The sequence below is a fragment of the Sphingobacterium sp. lm-10 genome, from assembly GCF_023554555.1.
Lineage (GTDB): Bacteria > Bacteroidota > Bacteroidia > Sphingobacteriales > Sphingobacteriaceae > Sphingobacterium.
Map to the genome: position 1 here is coordinate 539,034 of NZ_JAMJWC010000002.1, position 24,199 is coordinate 563,232.

Below are 24,199 nucleotides of genomic sequence, written 5' to 3' on the forward strand. Positions count from 1 at the left end.
AACATCAAGTTAATAAATGGGAACTCACAATCATCATCACGATTATAATTTTAGCGAGCAGTTTCAATTTGGTGGCGTAGCCAAAATTTTGAGCATAGTCGCTGTTGTAATTGGTATAGCAAGTATTGCATGGGGTTTGCTGTCGCATGATCACATCATCCATGAGCGTACTTACGCCAATTTATTATTGATGGGCTATTATTTCACCTGTGTATGTGCGGCCGGCGCGTTTTTCGTGGCTTTGCAGTTGGTAACACAATCTGGCTGGTCTGCTGGTTTGCTTCGCATCCCGCAAGCGATGGCTAGTGTATTACCGATCGCATCGTTGATTTTATTGATCATCGTAGGCTTAGGATTGTACACACATAACTTATACCATCATTGGCATGCCGACGGTCTTACTGATCCAACTAGTCCAAACTACGACCCGCTGATAGCAGGTAAAGCAGCATTTTTAAATGTACCAGGATTCTTGATCCGTCAGGTATTATTTATGGGCTCATACAGCATTTTCGCATTTATCTTGGCAAAGCTGTCTTATAATGAAGATTTAAGCGGTGGATTAAACGGCTACAAAAAGAGCTTTAAGCTATCCGCATTATTCTTAGTAATTTTTGGTTTTACAACACCAATCTGGTCATTCGATACCATCATGTCATTAGAGGCACACTGGTTCTCTACCATGTTTGGTTGGTACAACTTTGCGGCGATGTGGGTAAGCGGTATTTCTGCTATTACATTGATCTTAATATTGCTGAAGAAAGCTGGATATATGTCATGGGTTAATGAGAACCATTTACATGACTTAGGTAAGTTGATGTTCGGATTCTCTATCTTCTGGACTTATGTATGGTTTGCCCAGTTTATGTTGATCTGGTACTCAAACATTCCAGAAGAAACAGTATATTTTTACAAAAGATGGGAGCCAGAGTACAAACCTTGGTTTTGGTTGAGTATCGTTATCAACTTTTTAGCACCTTTGCTATTGTTAGTGGATCGCGATGCAAAACGTAAAGAAACATTCATGATGTGTGTGGCTATCTTACTTCTTTTAGGTCACTGGTTAGATTACTATATCATGATCATGCCAGGTACAGTAGAAGCGCATCGTGGGTTTGGTGTCATTGAAGTAGGTACAGCTATTGGCTTCGCCGGATTGTTTACATTCCTGGTACTTACTAAGCTTAGCAAACATGCTTTGGCACCGAAGCACCATCCATTTTTGGATGAAAGCTTACATCATCAGATTTAAAGGTTAAGTAGCGCATTACGTATAAACGTTTTTATAGAAAATGAAGTTTACAATATATAACAAGTTCAAGACGATAATAGGCTTTTTGCTCCTGTTCAACTTACTGGTGGCTCTACCAGCATCTGCTTCTTATCAAGATTCGGTAGTGAACAATGCACAAGTAGATCCAGCTGCGGCACCGGGTGATCAAACGCAGGTTGACAGTGTTACGGTAGCCACAGATGACGCGTCTGGTGATACAACCGCCTCTGCGGTAGTATCAGATCAGCGGACAAGCACGGGTGATGAGGCGACCACTTCTGTGGAAGCAGACAAGCAAATCGATGCGCAGGTGTATAAAGACATGACGTACTACCTGATGTATTTCTTATTGATCTGTATCATCGTTGCTGTAATTGGTAAAATACAGCACATCTACACTTTGTCACGTCGCATCACTGGTAAATACAATCCACTAGCAAATAATAACCTTCAGGCTACACTGTTATTAGTATTCCTGATTTTGTTTCTAGCCGGCGTGTACTACTCCTACGCTGTATGGGGTGTATGGTCATGGAGAGATGCTGTTACCGAGCACGGTAAAGACATCGATCAGATGTTTATCATCACGTTAATCATCACCACATTTGTGATGATTGTCGTACACATCCTCCTGTTGGTATTTGCATACCTATATCGGATGCGTCTGAATCGCAAAGCGTATTTCTATCCACACAACGATTCTATCGAGCGTCTGTGGACTATTGTTCCAGCGATCGTACTTACAGTATTGGTATTATTTGGTTTCTTTACTTGGAGAAAGATTACGAATGTTCCAGAAGAATTGCAGGATTCTGCATTACAAGTAGAGGTAATGGGAGAGCAGTTTATGTGGACTGTACGTTACCCTGGTGCTGACGGTGTCATTGGTAAACGTAATTACAAGCTAACTACACCGACTAACCCTTACGGTATCGATTTTACAGATAAATCTGCTTGGGATGATGTAAAAGGCGCAGATATCGTATTACCGGTTAATCAGCCTGTACGTTTCCACATCATTTCTAAAGACATCATTCACTCTTTCTATATTCCTGATTTCAGAGTACAGATCAATGCTGTACCAGGGATGACGAATTATTTCCAGTTTACACCGACTACCACGACTCGTGATATGCGTGATAAACTAAACGATCAGTCGTACGATTATGTGATGTTATGTGCTAAGATCTGTGGAGAAAGTCACTATAATATGCAGAAGAAAGTCGTAGTAGTTACGGAAGCAGAATATAAAGAATGGCTCGCTAAACAACCGAAGTTTTTCACCGAAGATCTTCAAAAGGAGTATGCTCAGGCTGATAATGGTGAGGAAGTGTTGAATACAGCCTCATTGAATTAATTTTTTAAAGAGTTTTAATTTTAGATATGTCAACTACAGTTATATCGCACGGCGCAGCAGATCACGATTCTCACGATCATCACCATCATCATGAGACGTTCTTGACTAAATATGTATTTAGCCAGGATCACAAGATGATTGCTAAGCAGTTCTTGATTACCGGTATCATCATGGCCGTATTTGCTATGATTCTATCCATCTTGTTTCGTATACAATTGGCTTGGCCAGATGCAGAGTTCCCAATCTTGGAGGTTTTCCTAGGTAAATGGGCTGAAGGGGGGCGTATTAAAGCCGATTTCTTCCTGTCTTTGGTAACGATTCACGGTACCATGATGGTATTCTTTGTATTAACGGCTGGCTTGTCGGGTACATTTTCGAACTTATTAATCCCATATCAGATTGGTGCACGTGATATGGCATCTCCATTGATGAACATGCTTTCTTACTGGTTCTTCTTTGTGGCCTGTGTGATTATGATTGCATCTTTCTTTGTAGAGTCGGGACCTGCATCTGCTGGTTGGACCATCTATCCGCCATTATCTGCCGTACCTACCGCAATTTCTGGTTCAGGTCTTGGTATGACGTTGTGGTTAGCTAGTATGGTGCTTTTCATTGCATCGCAGGTATTAGGTGGTACAAACTATGTGAGTACAATCTTAAACATGCGTACAAAAGGAATGGATTTGTGGAAAATGCCATTAACTATCTGGGCTTTTTTCCTGACTGCTATTGTAGGTTTGTTATCATTCCCGGTACTGGTTTCTGCCGTTGTGCTACTGATCTTCGATAGATCTGCGGGTACTTCTTTCTACTTATCTGATTTAGTAGTTGGTGGCCAGATCTTACCGAACGAAGGAGGTTCTCCAATCTTATTCCAACACTTATTCTGGTTCTTAGGTCACCCTGAGGTTTATATCGTAGTAATGCCTGCATTAGGATTAACTTCGGAAGTAATTTCTACTAATGCGCGTAAACCAATCTTTGGTTACCATGCGATGGTATACTCTCTAGTAGGTATTACAGTACTATCTTTCATCGTATGGGGTCACCATATGTTTGTAACGGGTATGAGTCCTTTCTTAGGGGGTGTTTTTATGATCACAACGTTAATCATTGCGGTACCATCTGCTGTAAAAGCATTTAACTATATCGCTACATTGTGGCGTGGTAACATACGATTTACCCCAGCGATGCTGTTTGCCATTGGTATGGTATCCTTCTTCGTGTCTGGTGGTGTTACGGGTATCTTCTTAGGTAATGCTGCATTAGACATCAACCTGCACGATACCTACTTCGTAGTAGCTCACTTCCACTTGGTAATGGGATCTGCTTCGATTTTCGGAATGCTTTGTGGTGTGTACCACTGGTATCCGAAAATGTTTGGTCGTATGATGGACGAGCGTTTGGGCTACCTACACTTCTGGGTTACTTTTGTCGGTGCCTACATGGTATTCTTCCCAATGCACTTTATGGGTATTGATGGTGTACCACGTCGTTACTATTCATTTACGGAGTTTCCTTTCATGGAAAAGTGGGTTTCTGTCAATATTTTGGTTACCTGGGCGGCGATCATCGCTGCATTAGGGCAAGTAGCTTTCCTATGGAACTTCTTTTCTTCCATCTGGTTAGGAAAACGCGCTCCTCAGAATCCTTGGAACTCTAACACATTAGAGTGGACTACACCGGTGGAGCATTTTCATGGCAACTGGCCAGGAGAAATTCCTGCAGTATACCGTTGGCCATATGATTATTCTAAGCCAGGTCATGATGAAGATTTCATTCCTCAACATATTCCGTATTCGCAAACAATGAGCTCTAACCAGCTACATGACTTCGAGGGCGATGAAGAGGCGATCCGTATCCAGAAAGCCTGGAACACGGAGAATAATCGCGAAGAAACGATAATACACTAAAGAATATTTAGCCTGAAGCGGATTAAATGCTCCAGGCTAAATATCTTCGATTACACCACGACTACTTAGGATGTATCCTACCACTGAAAGACGATTTGTTATTGCCAATAGGATCACAATAATCTTTTTGTTTTTGGTCATCGCGGCAGGAGGCATTGTGAGAAGCACGGGGTCAGGAATGGGTTGCCCGGATTGGCCAAAATGTTTTAACCGCGTCATACCTCCTACAGATATATCGCAATTACCAGAAGGGTATGAGCAGCAGTATATTGAGGGAAGGAAGAAGAAGAACGAGCGATTTGCCAACACGGTACAGCGCTTTGGCTTTCATAAAGAGGCGGAGCAAATTCGTACCGACCTATCCATATTAGTGCATGAAGAGTTCAATGCAGCCAAAACCTGGACAGAATATATCAATCGGTTAGTCGGTGTTATTGTTGGTTTTTGTATGCTAGCGACAGCATTTTTCTCGTTACAGTATAGAGAAACAAAACCTGCCATTGCGATATGGAGTGTTCTTAATCTTTTTGTTGTCGTTATTCAGGCCTGGTTAGGTTCTATAGTAGTTTCTACCAATCTTATGCCTTGGGTCATTACGATTCACATGGTGTTGGCATTGATCATCTTAGCTATTGCGATTTATACCTTCTATCTGGCTACGACTAGGCGAAATAGCGTCTTGCTTGTCAATAATGGATCTGCTGGAATAAAATGGCTCTCTCTGCTTTCCCTGTTAGTTTTGTTCATACAGATTATTTTGGGAACAGAGGTACGGGAGTTGGTAGATGTACTACGCGGGCAAGGAGTGGTACGTAGTGGATGGATAGATGCGATCGGCACGGCATATGATAATCACCGAATACTTGGTTATGTAACATTCGGAATTACCATAGTAGTATGCTGGATGGTGAGAAATAAGTTTAGCGTAAATAATATTCAAAGCAAGTTTGCTTTGATCATACTAATATTGGCAGTCATACAAATGGGTTCTGGCATTGTGCTGGCTCGTTTTGCATTACCGCCGTATATGCAGACAACGCATCTTGTAGTGGCCAGCCTTTTCTTTGGTGCGCAGTATTACTTGATGTTGTTGATGACGAAAGCAAAACTATGACGTGTATATTACATGTATTAAGGTAGTTTTGCGTCGAATTAATTTGATGATGATCCATGGGGACGTTTATTTCGGATTTTAATAAGCTTGTCAAGTTGAGGTTGACGTTAACCGTTGTGTTTTCGGCCTCGATTTCGTTTTTGATTGGTGCTGTACAACAAAGCAACATTATCTGGACGAACTGGCTATTGTTGACTTTAGGAGGCTTTTTGGTTACTGGAGCAGCAAATGGCTTTAATGAGATCATTGAGAAAGATCTTGATAAGCTGATGGAACGCACGAAAGATCGTCCGCTTCCAGCAGGAAGAATGACTAACGGTCAGGCATTAGTGCTGAGTGTATTTATGGGTATTACGGGTACATTAGTATTGGTAGAGCTCAATTTCATTGCCGGATTACTGTCTGTGTTTTCGATCTTCTTGTATGCATTTGTGTATACGCCTTTAAAGCAAAAGTCGCCCATCGCAGTTTTTGTCGGAGCATTTCCGGGGGCTTTGCCACCACTAATTGGCTATTATGCCGCATTTGAATCCGCAGGATTTGGTTTGGCATACAGTGCGGTTAGTGAATCGGCAGTAGTGATTACACCGCTTGTGCTCTTTGTTATTCAGTTTGTATGGCAGTTTCCGCATTTCTGGGCCATTGCTTGGGTAGCTGATGAGGATTATAAGCGAGCAGGATTTCGATTGTTGCCTACTACACGGAAAGATAAGGCGTCAGCTTGGCTACTGTTCCTATCCTGCATTGCTATGATTCCGGTAGGTTTCTTACCCATGTATTATGGCTTCGGAGGTTGGATTTTTACCATTGTGGCACTCCTCGGCGGATTGTTATTCACCTGGTATGGTTACCAGCACATACAATCTCCACAAGATACCACCGCGCGTAAGATTATGTTTACGTCTTTCGCATATTTACCGATCTTACAGATCGTTTTATTATTGGATTTTATACCCTTTTAGGAAGGAATGGATAGGATGATGGATAGCAATGAGCAATTACTTCAGTCTCGCAAAGCCAAAAAATTTAATCTTTGGCTAGGCATGATTGGTATGTTCATGATGTTTGCCGCACTTTCGAGCGGATTCATCGTGTACACGGCAAGTGGTATAGATAAAGGGATCAAGACGATCTTACCGCACGCATTTATATATAGTACAGTAGCGATTGTGTTGAGTAGTGTGGCAGTGCACTTCGCATACACCGCATCTAGAGTAGGGCAGATCGGTCGCCAAAAGATATTTTTACTGGTTACGATCGCATTAGGAATTGTTTTCTTCGTATCACAATTAAATGCCTGGTCTACTTTAATCGATCGTGGAATCTACTTTCAGAACCCCAACGCTTCGCAGTCGTTTATCTATGTGTTCACTTGGTTACACCTGATGCACATTATTGCTGGTGTGATCGTTTTATTAAGATGTTATATAGGGGCTGTAAAACGCATACCCTTAGATAAAAACCAATATAGGATGGAATTAGCCACTATTTTTTGGCATTTTCTTGATCTATTGTGGATTTATATTTATGTTTTCTTACTTTTGAATCAATAAAACTAAACAATGAGTACAACGACTGTATCGCAATTGGATAAGGTTAAAGACGGACCTTGGAGTGGTGGTAAATCACCGTGGAACTTGGAATACGGAAAGATCATGATGTGGTTTTTCTTAGTATCCGATGCGTTCACATTTTCTGCGTTCTTAATTTATTATGGAGCTCAGAAGTTCGCTAATGCAACTTGGATTGATCCTGATAAGGTTTTTCAATCTATCCCGGGTATCGCCGAAACTGGTCAGCCATTGGTATTTGTCGGTATCATGACCTTTATTTTAATTATGTCTTCTGTTACAATGGTATTAGCAGTAGATGCTGGTCATCGTAATGATCGCAATGCCGTTATAAAATGGATGTTGTGGACGATCTTAGGAGGTTTAATGTTCGTAGGCTGTCAGGCGATTGAGTGGACTCACTTACATCATGAAGGTTTCTGGTTTGGTCGCAATCCTGCTACTGGTTTAGAAGGTGAAACGGCTATCGTTGAAGCATTAAAGCCTTATTTCACTGGAGAAATATCTTATACAGCTGCTTTGCAGTTTTCCAACTTATTCTTCACCATCACTGGTTTTCACGGTTTCCACGTGTCGATAGGTATATTGCTAAATATCATCATTCTTTGCATGACACTAAATAATACTTTTGAGCGTCGCGGAACCTATTTGATGGTAGAAAAGGTAGGTTTATACTGGCACTTTGTGGATTTGGTATGGGTATTCGTATTTACGTTCTTCTACCTTATCTGATTTATTTAATAATTATCCTGTAATACAACATATACGATGTCTAATCACGATCATACAGCAACAGCACACCACGAAGAGCACCATGAAACTATGGGGGCCAAGAAGATCTGGTCTGTATTTTTTGTCTTGCTGGCACTAACGGCACTTGAGTTCTTAATCGCGCTTGGTTTTGTACACCACTGGCAGATTATTGAGAAAGGGATGTTTGTCAATACTATTTACATCTTGCTTACTTTATTAAAAGCATATTATATTGTTGCGTTCTTTATGCACTTAAAATTCGAGAAATCGAGTTTTATCGTGTGTAGCTCAATAGTATTTATATTCATTGCTTATTTTATTGTGCTGATGCTTGTTGAGGGCAACTTCTTATCCGGAGCGCTGCAATCACATGCGATTTATCCGAACAATTAATATAATTGAAACATAGATGAATCCAGTTATTCGTCCAATGAAGTTTTCGAAAATTATAATCCTGGCCATTGTACTCTTTGTGCCGGGATTTTTATATTTATTGATGGAGAACTTGGGTCGGCATGAGTATGTCAAATTGCCGATTTACGGACAGAAATCATTGTCTGGAGAGATGCGTCGTGTGATGGGGCGTGAAGTGCCAGACACCCTATATCATCAATTGAAACCGCTGCAGTTGACCAACTGGGATGGGCGGCCGGTTTCCTGGATGCAAAGCGACTCTATTATCAGTGTAGCACACTTGATTTATAATGCAGACTCTGCCTTTTCGGATATTGCGTTGGATTATATGGATCGCCTTGCGACTAAGTTCGCTAGTAAAACTAGCGTACACCTGTATTCTATCACCGTGGATCCAAACGACAACGTAGCAGTACTGCAGAAGATGGCCAATCGTTTCGGCGATCTTGAGCGGCGCAAATGGCATATTGTAGGTAATCCATCAATCGATATGCTTCAATATGCTAGAGAACAAATGCTATTGAATGCCAGTCGGGATACGAAAGACTCCACCAAGTTTCTGATTGATGATCAGATTATCCTCATTGATGGCAAGCACCGCATTCGCGGCTTCTATCCACTTAGTCAGCATACGGAGTTAAAAAGGTTAGAAGATGAGATCAAATTGCAATTAGTAGAAGAAGTAAGAGATAACCCCATGCGGGTAGAAAAAAGTTAGGTTATTATGGCAATGACTGCGGAAGAGAAAAAATATAAGGGTATTATATGGACCTTATCTATTGTGATACCCATTGCGGTAGCAATATTGTTTGGCGTCAATCTACAGAAATTAGGTTACGACGTGGAGCCATTGAGCTTTTTGCCTCCCATCTATGCCAGCATCAATGGCTTGACGGCCATCTTATTGGTATGGGCCGTATCTGCCATTAAAAAGGGCAACGTAAAATTGCATGAAAATCTCATTAAGGTTTGTATACTATGCTCCTCTCTATTCCTGGTGATGTATGTGGCTTATCACATGACCTCTGTATCTACGCCATATGGTGGTGAAGGTTTTATCCGTGCCCTTTACTTTTTTATCCTAATTAGTCATATTTTACTATCTATCATCATCATTCCGTTTGTACTGTTTACCTTTGTACGTGGGATTGCTGGCGCTTACGAACGCCACAAACGGCTGGCGCGGATCACGTATCCAATGTGGTTGTATGTAGCAGTTACCGGTGTGATTGTATATTGGATGATTTCGCCGTACTACACGCACTAAGGGAATTCGATTGAGGGCAGGCTCTGCGTACTAAAAGCTTGATGACAATGATGATTTTCCCATCATCCATCATGCAACTTCACATTTAAAGTAATAGGCGATGAAAAAAGTATGGATTTATCAGGCTAACCGGTTCTTTACCTTAGCCGAAGAAGCACAAGCACTTTCTGTTTTGCAACAATTCGTCCAAAGCTGGACCGCACATGGCGATCAGCTGGCAGGCACTGCCAAAATTTATCACCATCTTTTTATTGTATTAGAAGTCGATGAATCCGTCGCCAATGTAACCGGATGTTCGGTAGATAAGTCCGTTCACCTATTAAAACGGTTAGAGCAAGAACTGAATATTGGCTTGTTTGACCGACTGATGGTGGCGTACCGCGATGCAGCGGGTACTGTACAGTTAGTATCACGTAGTAATTTTGCGCAGCTAGTCAAAGATGGTCAGGTATCATCAGACACGATTGTATTCAACAATCTGTTGGCTTCTGGCGAAGCGTTTCCAACTCAATGGGAATTGCCCTTTAAAGAAAGCTGGCACGCTCAGGCTTTTGTAATATAATAAGTCAAAATAGTTATTTTTTTCCTTTCACGATATCGATTTCGCTATTTAGGCAATCGATTGCGTTGAGTTTTATTATAGTTCTATGCATGATGTTTAATTATGTTTGGGTTAATATCGCATGATGATGTGCGTATCAATTTAACCTAAAACCTAAAACTATGTCTGTCATTGAAATTTGTAGATATTTCCATGTCGTACAAACCAGAACCCTACAATGTTTATTTTCTTATGGGCTTATCATTTTTGCCCTTTTGCTTGGAAATCCATCGTTCGCATTAACAAGAAATCCAATCCCTTATTTAGATGTTGGCACTACATCAGCACAAACAACTCTTTCAGGTATCGTAAAGGATAGTAGAGGAAATCCGATACAAGGCGTTACAGTACAAGAAAAAGGTCGTCAAAACTCAACGACCACGGACGAAGAGGGTCAATTTTCTTTACGTGTTACCACAGGTAATGCGGTGCTTGTGTTTTCCAGCATGGGTTACATCGTAGTAGAGCTACCAGCCAATCAAGTTGCTGAAGTACGCTTAGAGGACGATCAAAGTGAACTGGAGGAAGTAGTGGTAGTAGGCTATGGTACACAGAAGCGCAGTAATGTTACCGCAGCAGTGACGCAGGTAGACACCCGTGTGTTGCGAGATCGGCCAGCACCTACCGTGACGAATATGTTGCAGGGTGCTGCACCAGGGTTAACCCTAAACCGTTCTTCCGGGCGTCCAGGAGCACAAGGCCTACAGATGCAAATACGAGGGGCCGCATCAGCGAACGGTGCATCGCCTCCACTGATTGTAATTGATGGAGTCATCAGTAGCGAACAAGCTTTCACGGCAATTAATCCCTCAGATATAGCTAATATTTCATTACTTAAAGATGGCGCAGCCGCAGCAATCTATGGTGCGCAGTCAGGTGGTGGCGTGCTGCTGATTACGACTAAACGAGGGGAGCCCGGTAAGCCGCGGATATCTGTATCTAGTAATATGGCTTTCCAGCGACCCGGCAACATCCCTGGGCGTCTTTCGCTAATTGATGAGATGAATTACGTAAATCTCGCGCGAGCGAATGCCGGCCTACCGCCAGAATATCAGGCCATTGATTTAGAACGCGCCTTAGGCAATCAAGTTTTCTATGTGGGGCCTAACAACCAGTGGGAAACCTATAATCAAGAAGATTTGATCTCCACTATTGTTCGTAATTCCTACCCTCTATTTACCAATAATGCTTCGGTATCCGGAGGGTCTGAAGACGTCCAATATTTGATGTCTGTTGGCAATATGACTCAAAGCGGTATGTTTAAGGTGGGTGATGATCGCTATAGTCGGTGGAATGCGCGCGCCAATTTTTCGGCTAGAATCAATCCTTATCTGAAGTTGGATCTACAAAATGCGTATATCAACGAAGCGATCGACAATCCCAGTACCGGTGAGTTCGCTATTGATGAAGGAGGAAATTCAATTTTACGACAGTTTTATTCATCTCGTATGCGTTTCCCGCTTTATAATCCCGACGGTACATATTACGCTAATGGCACATCTTCCACCTTTGGGTATGCCTTGTTAAGGGATGGAGGATACGATCAAGATCGTATCGCCACGTATACGAACAACGTGACGGCTACGATCGATAACCTGTTGGAAGGTTTTAAGGTACGCTTGATGTATAGCCGAGAGCAGCGCAATTTTCAAAAAGATTTATTTAGACGTACCGTGACTTATTTTTCTGGTCCAGATATGGGTAACCAAAGCTGGCAGAACAGACCTAACAACTTTAGTATTGATAATCAGTCGCAATTGATTCAGAATTATCAGGCGATTGCAGATTATTCCAAAACCTTTGCAGATAAGCACGATTTTGGGGTGATGGCAGGTTACCAATTCCTCGATCAAACCTTCAATCACGTTGTAGCGGAATCCAACAATCTATTTGTAAACGATAACCCTAGTTTAAACTTTGTTGATAATCCGATCAACAGAACAAATAACCAGCAACAGTTTGCCTCGGCTATGCAGTCTTATTTCGGACGGATAAACTATGCCTTTGCGGAGAAATATTTGTTGGAAGCTACTGTGCGCATCGATGAGAGCTCCCGTCTTAGCCCTGCCAACCGAACAAATACATTCCCAGGAATCTCTGCGGGATGGAATGTGATGAAAGAGGATTGGAGTGCAGGAATAGGTGCATTTTTTCAGGAGCTAAAGCCAAGGGTATCATGGGGTAGGGCAGGCCTACAAGAAGGTATTGGGTATTTCGATTTTATCACGCAACTCGGTATGATGTCTGATTTGTTGCTCAACAACCAGCAGCAAGCCTATCTCCAACAGCGAACACTACCTGGCAGGTCTATGGGTTGGGAAGTAATCGAAACCAGAAATATAGGTGTCGACTTTTCCGTATTAAATCGAAAGATACGCGGCTCATTCGATTATTTCCATAAAAATAACAACAACATGTTGGTGCCGCTGACTTTGCCCGGAACCATTGGGCTAGGCATCCCTTTTTCTAATGATGGAAGACTGCAAACACGGGGTTGGGAGGCTGAATTAGTATATAGCGATCGCTTTTGGGACAAACTGGATGTGAGAATTGGAGCAAACATGACGGACAATACCAATACCTTGGTGCAATACGCGGGAATCAATGACGTGGTAAATCTGGGGGTCAATAGTCTCATAGAAGGTTACGCGCTAAATTCGGTATGGGGTTACCGTACTGATGGCTTTTTCCAAAACCAACAAGAGGTGGCGAATGCACCTAGTTATCAGCGCGTCCTCAATAGGGCGGACGTTCCTAGTATGGGCGATTTACGGTATGTAGATATCAATGGAGATGGAGAGATTTCTCCGGGAACCAATCGACTAAGCGACTTAGGAGATATGGTACATTTCGGTGATCTAAATCCACGTTATCAATTCGGATTTAATCTGTACGTGGGGTATAAAAACTTTGATTTTAGTGCGTTCATCCAAGGTACAGGTATGCAGATGATTCTTCCAGGCAATGAATTTATTCAGCCCCAAATGTTTCCTTGGTATCAGCCGATGAACTTTCATGCAGACTATTGGACACCAGAAAATCGGAATGCCTATTTTCCAAGACCCTTCACAGGTGGCAATCACAACTTTGTAAGTTCAGACCGGTGGATTTTAAATGCAGCTTATGCTCGGCTGAAAAACATTCAGATAGGCTATACGCTAAACCGGCAAGAGATACCCAAACTGCCGTTTCAACGTATGCGTGTATTTTTCTCGGGAGAAGATTTGCTAACCGTTTCTCGTCTACCAAGGGCTTTTCGAGGTGTTATTGATCCAGAAATGGATACACGGCCTACGAACGCGGCGGCAGGTACCGTCAACCGACAGTCGCCCTATCCTTTTGCCACCACCTTATCATTCGGACTAAACATTGACTTCTAAGCTCACATCATCATGAAAAAAATTATTTTTAATATCAGCATATTGTTTTTAGGCCTCTCGATGTCGCTGTCGTGCAGTGTCGATCGGATGCCAGAAGCTACTTTGACAGACCAATTCTTTTGGGAGACGCCCGAAAACTTAAGGCTTGCAGCGAATTTCTTTTATACAGGATTACCTGGTTTGTCTTCAGAAGATGTGACTCAGGATAACTGGTCATCAGATGGATTCCCTATTTCGGGGAATAATACCATTAGCGACGGGTCTCGGGTAGCACCCGCGCAGGACACCCTCAACTACAGGCGGAATTATTACAATATCTATCAGGCCAATAAGTTGATAGAAATGGCGCCTCAAGTCATCTCCAGAGGTGGTAGTGAGACTTTAGTCAATAGCTACGTAGGGGAAGCACGTTTCTTTCGGGCTTTGTTTTATTTTGACATGTTTTGCCGTTACGGCGGTGTTCCGCTGATAGATCGCACGGTGGATGAAGACGACCCAGCGATATTCCTGGCAAGATCAAGTCGTGAAGAGCTGATTAATTTTATCTATGCAGATCTGGATTATGCTATTCAACATCTACGCACTATTGACGAACTAACTGCCGCTCAGGAATACGGTCGTATTTCTGTTTCTGGAGCATTGGCTTTTAAGTCTCGTGTAGCGCTTTTTGAAGGCACGCGTGCAAAATTCCACGGCTATGGAGACTACCGCCGTCACTTAACTCTTGCCGCCGACGCTGCACGTCAAGTGATAGAATCTGGAGCGCATAGTCTGTTTAGTCAACCAAGTAGCGGGGCGAATGGACAGCGGTTAAACCCGGCTTACTATAACTTGTTTCAGCTAGTAGGAAATGGTCTTAACAACAGAGAAAATATTATTATCAGGGGCTATGGTGCAAGCTTAGAGAATCTGGTTTCATGGCACATCGCACAGCGTTATTATGAGGGCTTGCAGATTGTCGCCACCCAAAACTTTGTGAATAACTACTTGATGGCCGACGGACTGCCTATAGGTAAATCACCTATGTACCGCGCTCCGAATGAACAAATGACCCATGCTCAATACTTTGAAGGGAAAGATCCCCGTATGAGTTTTACTTTTTTCAAACGTGGCGACGCCTTTATCGCCTCCGGACCGTTCGTATTGCCACACCCTAATAATCAACGTAGCGGATTTGCTATTCGAAAATATGCTGATCCTCAGGCTTGGGCATTCCAGCGTTCGGTTATTGATAGACCCGTCTTACGCTATGCCGAGGTACTGTTAAACTACGCCGAAGCCAAATTTGAACTAGAGGAAGCCATTGCCGATGCTGATCTGGATCAGACTATAAATGCGCTTCGCGCCAGACTACCTCAAATTAATACAGGCACTGCGGTAGCACCAAACTATACCGATCTCCCCAAATTGAGCAATGCTTTTGTGGGTGCACATTCGCTAAGTATGCGAGAGGAAATTCGAAGAGAACGCCGGGTAGAACTCGCTTTTGAGATGCTCGGTTACTGGGATTTTATCCGCTGGAAAACAGCAGAGGTAGAATTTCCAAAGGCGCTGGTAGGGAGTTACTTTTTTACGGAGTACCGTACTGCCCCTCAGCCCTGGAACCCTCAAAACACTGTGGTTGACCAAAATAATCATATTGTGCTACAGCCGAGTAGTGTGCGAAACTTTAATCCCGAACGAGATTACTTATGGCCGTTGCCTTTAGATGAGCTAGCCAACAACCCAGGAGTCATTCAGCAAAATCCAAACTGGTAACAGTTTCTTATATTACCTGATTTGGTTTAGCGATCAAAAAAGGGGCCGTTTAAAAAGGAGATTTACCTTGCTTTTTAAACGGCTCCTTATATTTTCATGATGCTATTTTATGAGCGCCAATATACCGCGGCTTTTGTAATATAATTACAACATTGTAGCAGGCACATAGGATTTTAGTAAATTGGGCTATTATATAGCAACCCCGATTAACACAATCTTATGAAACTATACCTTTCCGCCACCTTATTCCTATCTTGCCTCATTACCCTATCCTCCTTCGCGCAAGTTGCCATTCCTGCAGATTCTATTATCACGACTAAGCATAGTACGACCATCCTTGGCCAGGCAATCAAGTATACAGCACATAAAGGCACGCAGCCCGTGTGGAACGAAGCAGGCAAAGCCATTGCGACGCTGGATTATACTTATTACGAACGCGATGGCGTAGCCAACAAGGAGAATCGGCCATTGGTCATTTCTTTTAATGGTGGTCCGGGATCTGCCTCCGTCTGGATGGAAATTGCCTATACAGGGCCTGCATTATTGAATATTGATGATGAAGGCTACCCTACACAGCCTTATGGGATTGGCAAAAATCCGTATTCCATATTGGATATTGCCGACATCGTCTTTATCAACCCGGTCAACACGGGTTATTCTCGTATTCTGGATAAAGAAACTAATACCAATACTTTTTTTGGTGTTAATGCAGATGTCAAATACTTAGCATCTTGGATCAACACCTTCGTAACACGGCGCAACCGCTGGAATTCTCCAAAATACCTGATCGGAGAAAGTTATGGTACCACGCGCGTTTCCGGTCTGGCTTTGGAGCTGCAAAGTGCGCATTGGATGTATTTGAATGGCGTCGTACTAGTGTCGCCTACTACACTAGGGATAGAACGGGGAGGACCAGTAGATATGGCATTACGATTGCCATACTATGCTGCCACGGCTTGGTATCACCAAAAATTGCCAGCCGACCTACAAAGCCGAGATTTAGAAGAGTTCCTTCCGGAGGTAGAAGCTTTTGCGGTGGATGAATTGTTGCCTACCTTAGCCAAAGGCGGCTTATTGGCAGCAGATAGACGGCAGGCAATTGCCGCGAAGATGGCACGATATTCCGGACTTCCCGAACATGTCATCCTGCAAAATAACCTAGATGTAGGTACCAATCTCTTTTGGAAAGAACTGTTGCGCGACAGCGGATACACCGTTGGCCGGTTAGATTCCCGCTATCGCGGCATAGATCGCAAGGATGGAGGCGAGCGACCTGATTTCAATGCCGAACTAACCGCATGGCTGCACGCCTTTACACCGGCAATCAACCATTACATGCGCAATGAGTTGAACTTCGCTACCGATGTGAAGTACAATATGTTTGGTTCTGTATATCCTTGGGATCGCAGCAATGACCGTACAGGAGAAAACCTCCGCCAGGCTATGGCCCAAAATCCTTTCCTGCACCTGATGGTCCAGTCGGGGTATTATGATGGTGCCTGCGATTATTTCAACGCCAAATACACCATGTGGCAAATGGATCCTTCAGGTCGCTTACAAGATCGCATGTCTTTCAAAGGATACCGTAGTGGTCATATGATGTATTTGCGAAAGCCAGATCTGGAGCAGGGCAATGCGGATATCCGCACCTTTATCAAAAATAGTATTCCTGAAGCAGGCGCGCCGGCAAAGTATTAATGCCAAAGCGCTCCTAATTCTTAAGGTGATGCGCCGCGGTTTGTAGGAGAAAATCAGTATCTTGCTTTTTCGACAAGGCGTGATTCAGGCATAAACCATTGCTTCTGATGGCCTAAGCTATTACAAGAATATGATCATTGGTTTAGATATTGGTACATCATCTACTAAAGCGGTCTCTTTTGACCATAGTGGCGAGGTACTCACACAGTATAGTATCACGTATCCGATACTCACTCCACAACCTGGCTATTATGAGCAAGATCCCGAAGAGATCTACCAGGCCTGCATTACTTCAGTAAGAGAAGTGATGCGGGAAATCACCAAAAAATATCCTAACGAACCGCTGGAGGCGATATCGGTAAGTAGTGCCATGCACGCGTTTATCGCGGTAGATGAAGCGGGTACTCCCTTAACGAATAGCATCATCTGGGCAGATCAAAGGAGCGAGGGCATTGCCACCGCATTGCGAGGAACGGAGCAAGGACTCGATCTGTATATGCAGACTGGTACGCCCATTCATCCGATGTCGGTGTTGTGCAAAACGATGTGGATGAAGGAACATGATACAAATACCTTTCAGCAAGCCTATAAATTCATTGGCATTAAAGAATACCTTTTCTTCCGTCTGTTCGGTACTTATATGATAGATTATTCTATCGCTTCCACTACCGGTCTTTTCAACATACATACATTAAACTGGCACGCTCCGGCACTTTCAGCGGCTGGCATAAAACCCAGTCATCTTTCTGAGCCAGTGTCCATCCAGCATAGCTTAAATTTAGAAAATGCGGAACGCGCCGCGGAGTTGCATGTGCCAGTCGGCACGCCATTTATCATTGGTGCCAGTGATGGCTGCCTCGCCAATCTTGGCGTTGGTGCCACGCATCCAGGCATTGCGTCTGTTACTGTCGGAACGAGCGGAGCCGTACGCGTGATCAGCAATAAAGCCAGTGCAGACCATAAACAAAGGGTCTTTAGTTACCTGCTACATTCGCAGCAATTTGTGGTAGGTGGCGCCGTAAATAATGGTGGCGTATTGCGTAACTGGTTTCGGGATACGTTCATGACCGAGTTTGCACAGTTGCCGGAGGATATCAACACTTCTCAATTATTTGATGAAGTAATCAGCTCTGTCAATCCCGGCTCAGAAGGATTGGTATTTTTGCCTTACCTAACCGGAGAACGCGCACCACATTGGGATGCCAAAGCTAAAGGAGTGTACTTCGGGATACAGCTGCAACATACCAAAGCGCATTTTGGTCGCGCTATGATCGAAGGCATGTTATTCGCGCTGTACAGCGTAGCGCTCGCGCTGGAAGAAACCACTGGCCCTATTCACACCGTCTATGCTAGTGGTGGACTGGCTCGCTCGCGGGTATGGGTCCAGATGCTGGCCGATGTATTTAATAAACCTGTGTTTGTGAAAGACACCGTCGAAAGCTCGGCTTGGGGAGCAGCGATGATCGCCTTGGAGGCGCTCGGGATTGCCGCTGAAGCACCAAAAGCATCGAATACGGCAAATGGAGATGATTCCTATGAGCCTAATAAAGATCATCACCTCATCTATATGAAAAACTTTCAGCAGTTTGAGCGTTTGTACGAAATACTGAAAGACGAATTTTAAACTTTATAACCGAAAACAGATGCCATTAGTCATTGTATTTTGCGGGGTACTGCTGCTTTTACTATTAGTAACAGTGGTGAGACTTAACACCATCATCTCTTTGCTTATTACCTCCATTGCTGTTGGCTTTGCGATGGGGATGGACAGCTCGGACATTGTACGATCTATCGAAGTGGGGGTGAGCAGCACGATGGGGCAGCTTGCTTTGCTACTGGCTTTTGGTTCTATTTTAGGGAAGTTGATGGCCGATGGTGGTGCAGCCGAACGGATTACACGCGTACTCACCGATGTTTTCGGTGTGCGCAATCTGCCCTGGGCTATGGTGCTTACAGGTTTTCTAGTGGGTATTCCCTTGTTTTATAATGTAGGGTTCATTGTGCTTGTACCTTTTGTGTTTATGGTGTGTGCATCCAATCGACTGCCCTTATTATATGTAGCGATTCCATTGTTGGCGGCACTATCCGTCACGCACGGCTATTTGCCTCCACATCCTGGGGCTACGGCCATTGCTATTACGTATCAGGCAGACATCGGCCTTACCATGGTTTACGGTATTATCGTCGCCATTCCGGCTATTATTATCAGTGGTCCATTTTTCGGGCGTACCTTGAATGGAATCGCGACTAATCCACCACCAGAGTTGTTTACAATCCCTACTATAGCAGAAGATAAACCCATGCCTAGTTTTGCCATTAGCATTTTTACCGGATTATTCCCTGTTTTGCTAATTGCGGTAGGTTCATTTGCGCATTTGTTTCTTCCCGAAGGCTCGATGCTTTTAGCTACGGTTCGCTTCTTGGGCGATCCCGTAATGGCTTTGATGGTCGCAGCGCTATTGGCTATGTACACGATGGGCATACGGCAAGGGCGAAGTTTGAAGCAACAGTCTGAAGGAATCGAAGACGCTATTCGTGGGATCACCATGATTCTGTTTATTATTGCCGCTTCGGGCGTATTCAAGCAAGTGTTGGTGGATAGCGGTGTTGCCGTTTATATTGCAGAAAGCACCGCCGACTTGGCGCTTTCTCCTTTGGTTCTGGCCTGGTCCATTGCAGCTGTAATTCGCCTAGCCATTGGCTCCGCTACTGTAGCGGGATTAACCGCTGCTGGAATCGTACTGCCCGTTATGCAAGCGACAGGAACTAGTCCTGAATTAATGGTACTTGCTACCGGAGCAGGTAGCTTAATGTTCTCCCACGTCAATGATCCCGGGTTTTGGATGTTTAAATCCTATTTCGGACTAAGTATGAAAGACACCTTTCGCTCCTGGTCTGTAATGGAAACTTTGGTTTCCTTAATCGGTCTTTTCGGCGTTCTTGCGCTGAACTGGTTCGTAGGTTAAAGGACTCAATAATTTACGTTTTGAGTTGGGAACAACGTTTAGGAAGACGCTAATGATAATTGCAACAAAGAAATGTTCTGGCTTTTCTGCCAGAGGTAATAGTATGCGATATCAACCCCAAAATATTTACAGCTAACGAAATTGATAAGTGATCTAAATTGTTAAAAGTACAAGAAAGACTGTTTGCGAGTGTGTTCGAAAAAATGTTAACCACTTTGTAACACTTTTGTGTAAAGAGGTTAATTAATAAGAGTGTGAATTTAACCTCCCGGTATAAATGAATAAATTTGCAACCAACTATCATCATTTTCTGGCGTCTATATGTCTATTAAGCTGGTCACATATCCATTTCTTTTTACAGTTAATCCACTGCATCAGATTAACACCACCACTATAAACGAAAGGTTAAGTAGAGTGCCACACCAACTCTTTAAACCACATAGAACAGATTTTTTTCAGATTTATCTTTTCACGCAAGGATTTGGTAGTCACATGGTTGACTTCGAGCCAATTGAGGTAAAACCACAACATATTTTATTTATTTCGCAAGGTCAGGTTCATGCATTTGATGCAAACCAAGGCTACGATGGGAAGGCACTTATTTTTACCGAAGAATTTTTTTGTAGAACATCCGCTGATCAACAGTTTTTTCAATCATCACCCTTGTTTAAAAACTTCTTTTGTCAATCTTATTTTAAAATAAATGAAAACTTCGAAAAATTAGAAGCCATCTTTTCGGAAATTTTTGATGAATTAAAACGAGTTCCGGATAAAAAGCAGGGTGACATATTACATAACTTATTGCATAGAATCATCCTACTTGCCGATCGAGAGATGAAGGAAAACTCCGGGGTAGTGAAACATACATCACACAAGGAGGATCTGGCGATCCGGTTTAAGGAGGAAATAGACAAACACTATTTGACGCACAAAAAACTTATATTTTATATTGATTTACTGCATGTGAGTCTTCGACAATTGCAGATAGCTACGAACGCCATGTTCAACAAATCGCCTAAGCAATTAGTACAGGATAGAATACTGCTCGAAGCAAAAAGGATGTTGGCATATGACAAACTTTCTGTCAAAGAAATCGCTGCTAAACTCGGCTTCGACGAGACAACAAACTTCATAAAATATTTTAAGAAAAATTCAGGTCTTACGCCGCTGGATTTCAGGAGAAAATTTTTAGAATGATAGTTTGCCTAGTTAAATTTCGTGTTTTGATCATTATTACACGTATTTGTATACTTCGGTATAGCGGGTGTCTATCTAATTTTGTGGGTAAAGCACGACACTTATGGAATGGACAAAAATTGATTTAAAACCGCTAATGATTGTTCCTATCATTGTAGGGTTGGGTTTTACGATGCTGATCAATGGCTGGGAATTATTGATGGGCGATAATGCGATCTACACAGCGTATTTGAACCATTATAACAGAACGCCAATTACAGATTATCCGAATTACTTCAAGGTATTATTATTTATTGCTGCTATTACGCAAATTGCGGCTCCCATACTTTTTATTATCTCAATTTTTAGAAAGGAGTTCCGATCTTCTAGCAATGCGCTGTACTTGAAATGGGGAATTTTCGCTTGTATTTTATCAGTAACTTTTTATGGATTTATGGTTAGGGTCTTATCTAACCATAATGCAGCAGCAAATTTGTTTTTTTACACAGCTGGATTGTATTTATGCTTATGGTTTGTGGAGCAGCAAAGAGGCAATCTAATACAAGGTTGGTACGAAAAAATTAAAACCTTACCAATTTATGCTTTATTAATCTACACTCTCGGCTTTCCTGGCTGGCAAAAATGGTTTAATGCTGGAGAAGTGATGGATAGATATATGCAACTGTTTGATGGTACGATGCTTTCGATGATGCCGGGAGGTGTGGTGCCATTTATCTATTTTATCGGATTTTTGGAACTAATTATTCCAATCTTCCTAATTATAAGTCTGTTTAGGAAAGAGTTTTCGCTGGATAAAGCTACCCCATTCCTGAACTTGTCATTTACCTTCTCCATCGCCACATTTATCATGCTTTGCTTTGGTTTGAGTGTAGTACTTAATTATGCCGGCGCGACAAATCTTATTTTTTACGCTATAGCTACGTTGGGTTTATACCTATACATGGACGTATCCATTAAAAGAAATTTTGCTAATAAAGGACTACGTAATGGAGAGTAAAATTTTAAAAAAGCAATACATCAAATTACAAGTATGGTTATTTAGTGAAGCTAAGCCCGATCCATTGGTTTTCATTCGCGTAATAGTTGGACTTTGGATGATTTGGTATGGTAAAGATATTTTTATTGACGATTGGTTTGAGGAACGTAGCAAAACATGGGGTGAGGAAGGTCTGGGTTTTTCGAATCCTATTCTGATGCTTTATCTATCAAAAATCTCTGAAATTGTTTTCGGATGCTTATTTGCTGTAGGACTATTTACGCGCCTTTCGTCTTTTATATTGCTGGTTATTATGTCAGTAGCAGTCGTAATTGCGCAAGGTTGGAAAATCTTTCCGTATGATCGAGGTGAAATTACTTTTTTCTATTGGTTGTTCTTTGCAGCATTTGTCTTTATCGGCGGAGGTAAGTACAGCTTAGATCATTCATTATTTAATAGAAAGAAATACAATTAAAACGTGTCGTGGGACATTAGATGCTAATTTTCTGATAAAAAGCAACATTTGTACCTCAAATTATTTCTTATCCACACTATATTTGCCGGCGCCCATTAGGGCAAAGGCGATAAATACAAAAAGCAACTCAATGGTGTGGGAAGATTTGGCCCAGCCATGACCTTCTCCCAAGTGAAAGATTGTCGCTATTAACATGGTAGATGCCAGTAGAATGCTGACCGGCCTAGTCCATAGACCGATGATAAACAATAATGCACCAATGACTTCTATACCCGTGGCGATACCGCCCCAGAAAATTGGGAGAAAGCTAATGCCAATATGTTTCATGGATTGCCCAATCTTTTCCATCGTTTCCAAACCTCCGCTGATTTTAGGGATTCCGTGGAAGGCGAGCATCGTCGACCCGATTGCCGCTCTAATAATTAATAAACCAATATCTTTTGCTTTCCCAGGTCTCATTTTTATAAATCGTAAGTCAGTTTAACATGATTGTTTTCCACTTGTAAATGTGCATCTCGGCCGAATATCAACGCACGGTTATCCGATATATGGCCAGCCGGAAAGTCAAAGGCAACCGGATAATCAAATTCCTTTACTTTTTCCATAATGATTGCTTCTACCGTATGTCCGTAAGGAGGATCGCTCTCCTTTAACGAAGTGAAACCTCCGACAAGGAGTCCGCGCAGTTTGTTCAGTTTGCCGGCGCGTTTCAATGTCCAGAGCATGCGATCGATATTATACAAGGCTTCGCCCACATCTTCAAGAAATAAGATTTTTCCATCGTATACCGGATCAGAGGGAGACGCAATAATACTTTGAAGGATGGCTAGGTTTCCGCCGATAAGCGAGGCGTTGGCCTCGCCCAAGCGATTGTGATGGTTATTGGCACTGTATTCGAGGCTGTATTCTTCGCCGAATAATGCCTTCCGCAAAGAGGCGATAGATCCGGCGGAACCTTCTTCAAAGGTCTTAGGCATTTGCCCATGTATAGAAGGCATATCCGTTTGTCGCTGAATATGGCTGTGCAATACCGTGATATCGCTGAAGCCAATCACCCATTTTGGAAACTCACGAAATTTCGTCCAATCAATTCCATCGATAATACGTACAGTGCCATAGCCTCCCCGAGCGGCAAATACTGCTTTTACTATTGGGTCATCTAAAGTCGTTTGTAGATCCTCTCGGCGTATATCATCAGTGCCTGCAAAGGTATTCCAAGTAGCGTTGACCGAATGGCTCACGCGAACCTCCAACCCCCATTGTTCTAGCGTGCGAATCCCGTTGGCAATGCCATCTCGGATAGCACTTGCCGTAGCGACAATCGCAACGACATCACCTTTTTTCAAGTATGGAGGTGTTTTCATAATCAACTCTTGTTAAATATACCGCTATTCGTACAAAATATACACCTATGAGTATCCCATACGGCTGTTAAAACACAAACCGAGCGCAGCGAGCTCATGAAATAATTATACGCATATGAAAT

At 42.7% G+C, this 24,199-nt stretch carries 21 protein-coding genes; 19 read left to right on the forward strand and 2 right to left on the reverse strand.

All coding sequences use genetic code 11. The features are described 5' to 3' along the window. Positions 1 to 16 precede the first annotated feature (16 nt). The 19 genes from M8998_RS12315 (at position 17) to M8998_RS12405 (ending at position 22,713) form a co-directional block, all read left to right on the forward strand. Positions 17 to 1,252 carry a quinol:cytochrome C oxidoreductase gene (locus M8998_RS12315; protein WP_249993292.1) on the forward strand — a complete coding sequence of 412 codons (1,236 nt, stop codon included), beginning with the start codon at positions 17 to 19 and terminating at the stop codon, positions 1,250 to 1,252. Positions 1,253 to 1,292: 40 nt separating this feature from the next. Beyond that, the gene (locus M8998_RS12320; protein WP_249993294.1) at positions 1,293 to 2,630 is read left to right on the forward strand and encodes a cytochrome c oxidase subunit II; all 1,338 of its coding nucleotides are present in this window, start codon (positions 1,293 to 1,295) and stop codon (positions 2,628 to 2,630) included. 26 nt (positions 2,631 to 2,656) lie between these two features. After that, positions 2,657 to 4,543 (forward strand): cytochrome c oxidase subunit I, encoded by a 1,887-nt coding sequence (locus M8998_RS12325; RefSeq protein ID WP_249993296.1) that lies wholly within the window; start codon positions 2,657 to 2,659, stop codon positions 4,541 to 4,543. A 70-nt stretch (positions 4,544 to 4,613) separates the two neighbouring features. Continuing rightward, positions 4,614 to 5,657: a COX15/CtaA family protein gene (locus tag M8998_RS12330; protein ID WP_249993298.1), complete on the forward strand. Its 1,044-nt coding sequence runs from the start codon at positions 4,614 to 4,616 to the stop codon at positions 5,655 to 5,657. Between the two features lie 56 nt (positions 5,658 to 5,713). Beyond that, positions 5,714 to 6,619, forward strand: a complete 906-nt coding sequence (gene cyoE, locus M8998_RS12335; RefSeq protein ID WP_249993300.1) for a heme o synthase — start codon at positions 5,714 to 5,716, stop codon at positions 6,617 to 6,619. 15 nt (positions 6,620 to 6,634) lie between these two features. Then, positions 6,635 to 7,210: a cytochrome c oxidase subunit 3 gene (locus M8998_RS12340; protein ID WP_249993302.1), complete on the forward strand. Its 576-nt coding sequence runs from the start codon at positions 6,635 to 6,637 to the stop codon at positions 7,208 to 7,210. A gap of 9 nt (positions 7,211 to 7,219) precedes the next feature. Beyond that, entirely contained in the window at positions 7,220 to 7,960 is a 741-nt protein-coding gene (locus M8998_RS12345) for a cytochrome c oxidase subunit 3 (RefSeq protein WP_249993304.1), read from the forward strand. 36 nt (positions 7,961 to 7,996) lie between these two features. Then, on the forward strand, positions 7,997 to 8,374 hold the full coding sequence (locus tag M8998_RS12350) for a cytochrome C oxidase subunit IV family protein (RefSeq protein ID WP_249993306.1): 378 nt from the start codon (positions 7,997 to 7,999) through the stop codon (positions 8,372 to 8,374). A 16-nt stretch (positions 8,375 to 8,390) separates the two neighbouring features. Next, positions 8,391 to 9,113, forward strand: a complete 723-nt coding sequence (locus tag M8998_RS12355; RefSeq protein WP_249993308.1) for an SCO family protein — start codon at positions 8,391 to 8,393, stop codon at positions 9,111 to 9,113. A gap of 6 nt (positions 9,114 to 9,119) precedes the next feature. Then, positions 9,120 to 9,662: a DUF420 domain-containing protein gene (locus M8998_RS12360; RefSeq protein WP_249993310.1), complete on the forward strand. Its 543-nt coding sequence runs from the start codon at positions 9,120 to 9,122 to the stop codon at positions 9,660 to 9,662. A gap of 100 nt (positions 9,663 to 9,762) precedes the next feature. Further along, the gene (locus tag M8998_RS12365; RefSeq protein WP_249993312.1) at positions 9,763 to 10,224 is read left to right on the forward strand and encodes an ABC transporter ATPase; all 462 of its coding nucleotides are present in this window, start codon (positions 9,763 to 9,765) and stop codon (positions 10,222 to 10,224) included. Between the two features lie 161 nt (positions 10,225 to 10,385). Further along, positions 10,386 to 13,643, forward strand: coding sequence for a SusC/RagA family TonB-linked outer membrane protein (locus tag M8998_RS12370; RefSeq protein WP_249993314.1), 3,258 nt, complete (start codon positions 10,386 to 10,388; stop codon positions 13,641 to 13,643). A 12-nt stretch (positions 13,644 to 13,655) separates the two neighbouring features. Then, on the forward strand, positions 13,656 to 15,401 hold the full coding sequence (locus M8998_RS12375; RefSeq protein WP_249993316.1) for a RagB/SusD family nutrient uptake outer membrane protein: 1,746 nt from the start codon (positions 13,656 to 13,658) through the stop codon (positions 15,399 to 15,401). Positions 15,402 to 15,620: 219 nt separating this feature from the next. Next, the gene (locus tag M8998_RS12380) at positions 15,621 to 17,099 is read left to right on the forward strand and encodes a S10 family peptidase (RefSeq protein ID WP_249993317.1); all 1,479 of its coding nucleotides are present in this window, start codon (positions 15,621 to 15,623) and stop codon (positions 17,097 to 17,099) included. Positions 17,100 to 17,229: 130 nt separating this feature from the next. Further along, a complete protein-coding gene (locus M8998_RS12385; protein WP_249993319.1) occupies positions 17,230 to 18,723 on the forward strand; it encodes a gluconokinase in 1,494 nt (497 codons plus the stop codon). 19 nt (positions 18,724 to 18,742) lie between these two features. Continuing rightward, positions 18,743 to 20,065 (forward strand): gluconate:H+ symporter, encoded by a 1,323-nt coding sequence (locus M8998_RS12390; RefSeq protein WP_249993321.1) that lies wholly within the window; start codon positions 18,743 to 18,745, stop codon positions 20,063 to 20,065. Positions 20,066 to 20,386: 321 nt separating this feature from the next. After that, positions 20,387 to 21,262: an AraC family transcriptional regulator gene (locus M8998_RS12395; RefSeq protein WP_249993323.1), complete on the forward strand. Its 876-nt coding sequence runs from the start codon at positions 20,387 to 20,389 to the stop codon at positions 21,260 to 21,262. A gap of 103 nt (positions 21,263 to 21,365) precedes the next feature. Continuing rightward, a complete protein-coding gene (locus tag M8998_RS12400; RefSeq protein ID WP_249993325.1) occupies positions 21,366 to 22,259 on the forward strand; it encodes a hypothetical protein in 894 nt (297 codons plus the stop codon). Next, on the forward strand, positions 22,249 to 22,713 hold the full coding sequence (locus M8998_RS12405; RefSeq protein ID WP_249993326.1) for a DoxX family protein: 465 nt from the start codon (positions 22,249 to 22,251) through the stop codon (positions 22,711 to 22,713). The genes M8998_RS12400 and M8998_RS12405 overlap by 11 nt, the downstream gene beginning before the upstream one ends. 60 nt (positions 22,714 to 22,773) lie before the next feature. On the opposite strand, the gene M8998_RS12410 is transcribed toward M8998_RS12405, so the two are convergent. Then, positions 22,774 to 23,172 carry a DoxX family protein gene (locus tag M8998_RS12410; protein ID WP_249993328.1) on the reverse strand — a complete coding sequence of 133 codons (399 nt, stop codon included), beginning with the start codon at positions 23,170 to 23,172 and terminating at the stop codon, positions 22,774 to 22,776. A 2-nt stretch (positions 23,173 to 23,174) separates the two neighbouring features. After that, positions 23,175 to 24,077: a S66 peptidase family protein gene (locus tag M8998_RS12415; RefSeq protein WP_249993330.1), complete on the reverse strand. Its 903-nt coding sequence runs from the start codon at positions 24,075 to 24,077 to the stop codon at positions 23,175 to 23,177. Positions 24,078 to 24,199: the final 122 nt, after the last annotated feature.

Coding starts and splice junctions, on each gene's coding strand:
- M8998_RS12360 (WP_249993310.1), top strand. CDS start 9,120: ATGGCAATGACTGCGGAAGAGAAAAAATATAAGGGTATTATATGGACC.
- M8998_RS12375 (WP_249993316.1), top strand. CDS start 13,656: ATGAAAAAAATTATTTTTAATATCAGCATATTGTTTTTAGGCCTCTCG.
- M8998_RS12330 (WP_249993298.1), top strand. CDS start 4,614: ATGTATCCTACCACTGAAAGACGATTTGTTATTGCCAATAGGATCACA.
- M8998_RS12395 (WP_249993323.1), top strand. CDS start 20,387: ATGTCTATTAAGCTGGTCACATATCCATTTCTTTTTACAGTTAATCCA.
- M8998_RS12345 (WP_249993304.1), top strand. CDS start 7,220: ATGAGTACAACGACTGTATCGCAATTGGATAAGGTTAAAGACGGACCT.
- M8998_RS12410 (WP_249993328.1), bottom strand. CDS start 23,172: ATGAGACCTGGGAAAGCAAAAGATATTGGTTTATTAATTATTAGAGCG.
- M8998_RS12350 (WP_249993306.1), top strand. CDS start 7,997: ATGTCTAATCACGATCATACAGCAACAGCACACCACGAAGAGCACCAT.
- M8998_RS12380 (WP_249993317.1), top strand. CDS start 15,621: ATGAAACTATACCTTTCCGCCACCTTATTCCTATCTTGCCTCATTACC.
- M8998_RS12355 (WP_249993308.1), top strand. CDS start 8,391: ATGAATCCAGTTATTCGTCCAATGAAGTTTTCGAAAATTATAATCCTG.
- M8998_RS12315 (WP_249993292.1), top strand. CDS start 17: ATGGGAACTCACAATCATCATCACGATTATAATTTTAGCGAGCAGTTT.
- M8998_RS12385 (WP_249993319.1), top strand. CDS start 17,230: ATGATCATTGGTTTAGATATTGGTACATCATCTACTAAAGCGGTCTCT.
- M8998_RS12340 (WP_249993302.1), top strand. CDS start 6,635: ATGATGGATAGCAATGAGCAATTACTTCAGTCTCGCAAAGCCAAAAAA.
- M8998_RS12320 (WP_249993294.1), top strand. CDS start 1,293: ATGAAGTTTACAATATATAACAAGTTCAAGACGATAATAGGCTTTTTG.
- M8998_RS12400 (WP_249993325.1), top strand. CDS start 21,366: ATGGAATGGACAAAAATTGATTTAAAACCGCTAATGATTGTTCCTATC.
- M8998_RS12365 (WP_249993312.1), top strand. CDS start 9,763: ATGAAAAAAGTATGGATTTATCAGGCTAACCGGTTCTTTACCTTAGCC.
- M8998_RS12405 (WP_249993326.1), top strand. CDS start 22,249: ATGGAGAGTAAAATTTTAAAAAAGCAATACATCAAATTACAAGTATGG.
- M8998_RS12325 (WP_249993296.1), top strand. CDS start 2,657: ATGTCAACTACAGTTATATCGCACGGCGCAGCAGATCACGATTCTCAC.
- M8998_RS12390 (WP_249993321.1), top strand. CDS start 18,743: ATGCCATTAGTCATTGTATTTTGCGGGGTACTGCTGCTTTTACTATTA.
- M8998_RS12415 (WP_249993330.1), bottom strand. CDS start 24,077: ATGAAAACACCTCCATACTTGAAAAAAGGTGATGTCGTTGCGATTGTC.
- cyoE (WP_249993300.1), top strand. CDS start 5,714: ATGGGGACGTTTATTTCGGATTTTAATAAGCTTGTCAAGTTGAGGTTG.
- M8998_RS12370 (WP_249993314.1), top strand. CDS start 10,386: ATGTCTGTCATTGAAATTTGTAGATATTTCCATGTCGTACAAACCAGA.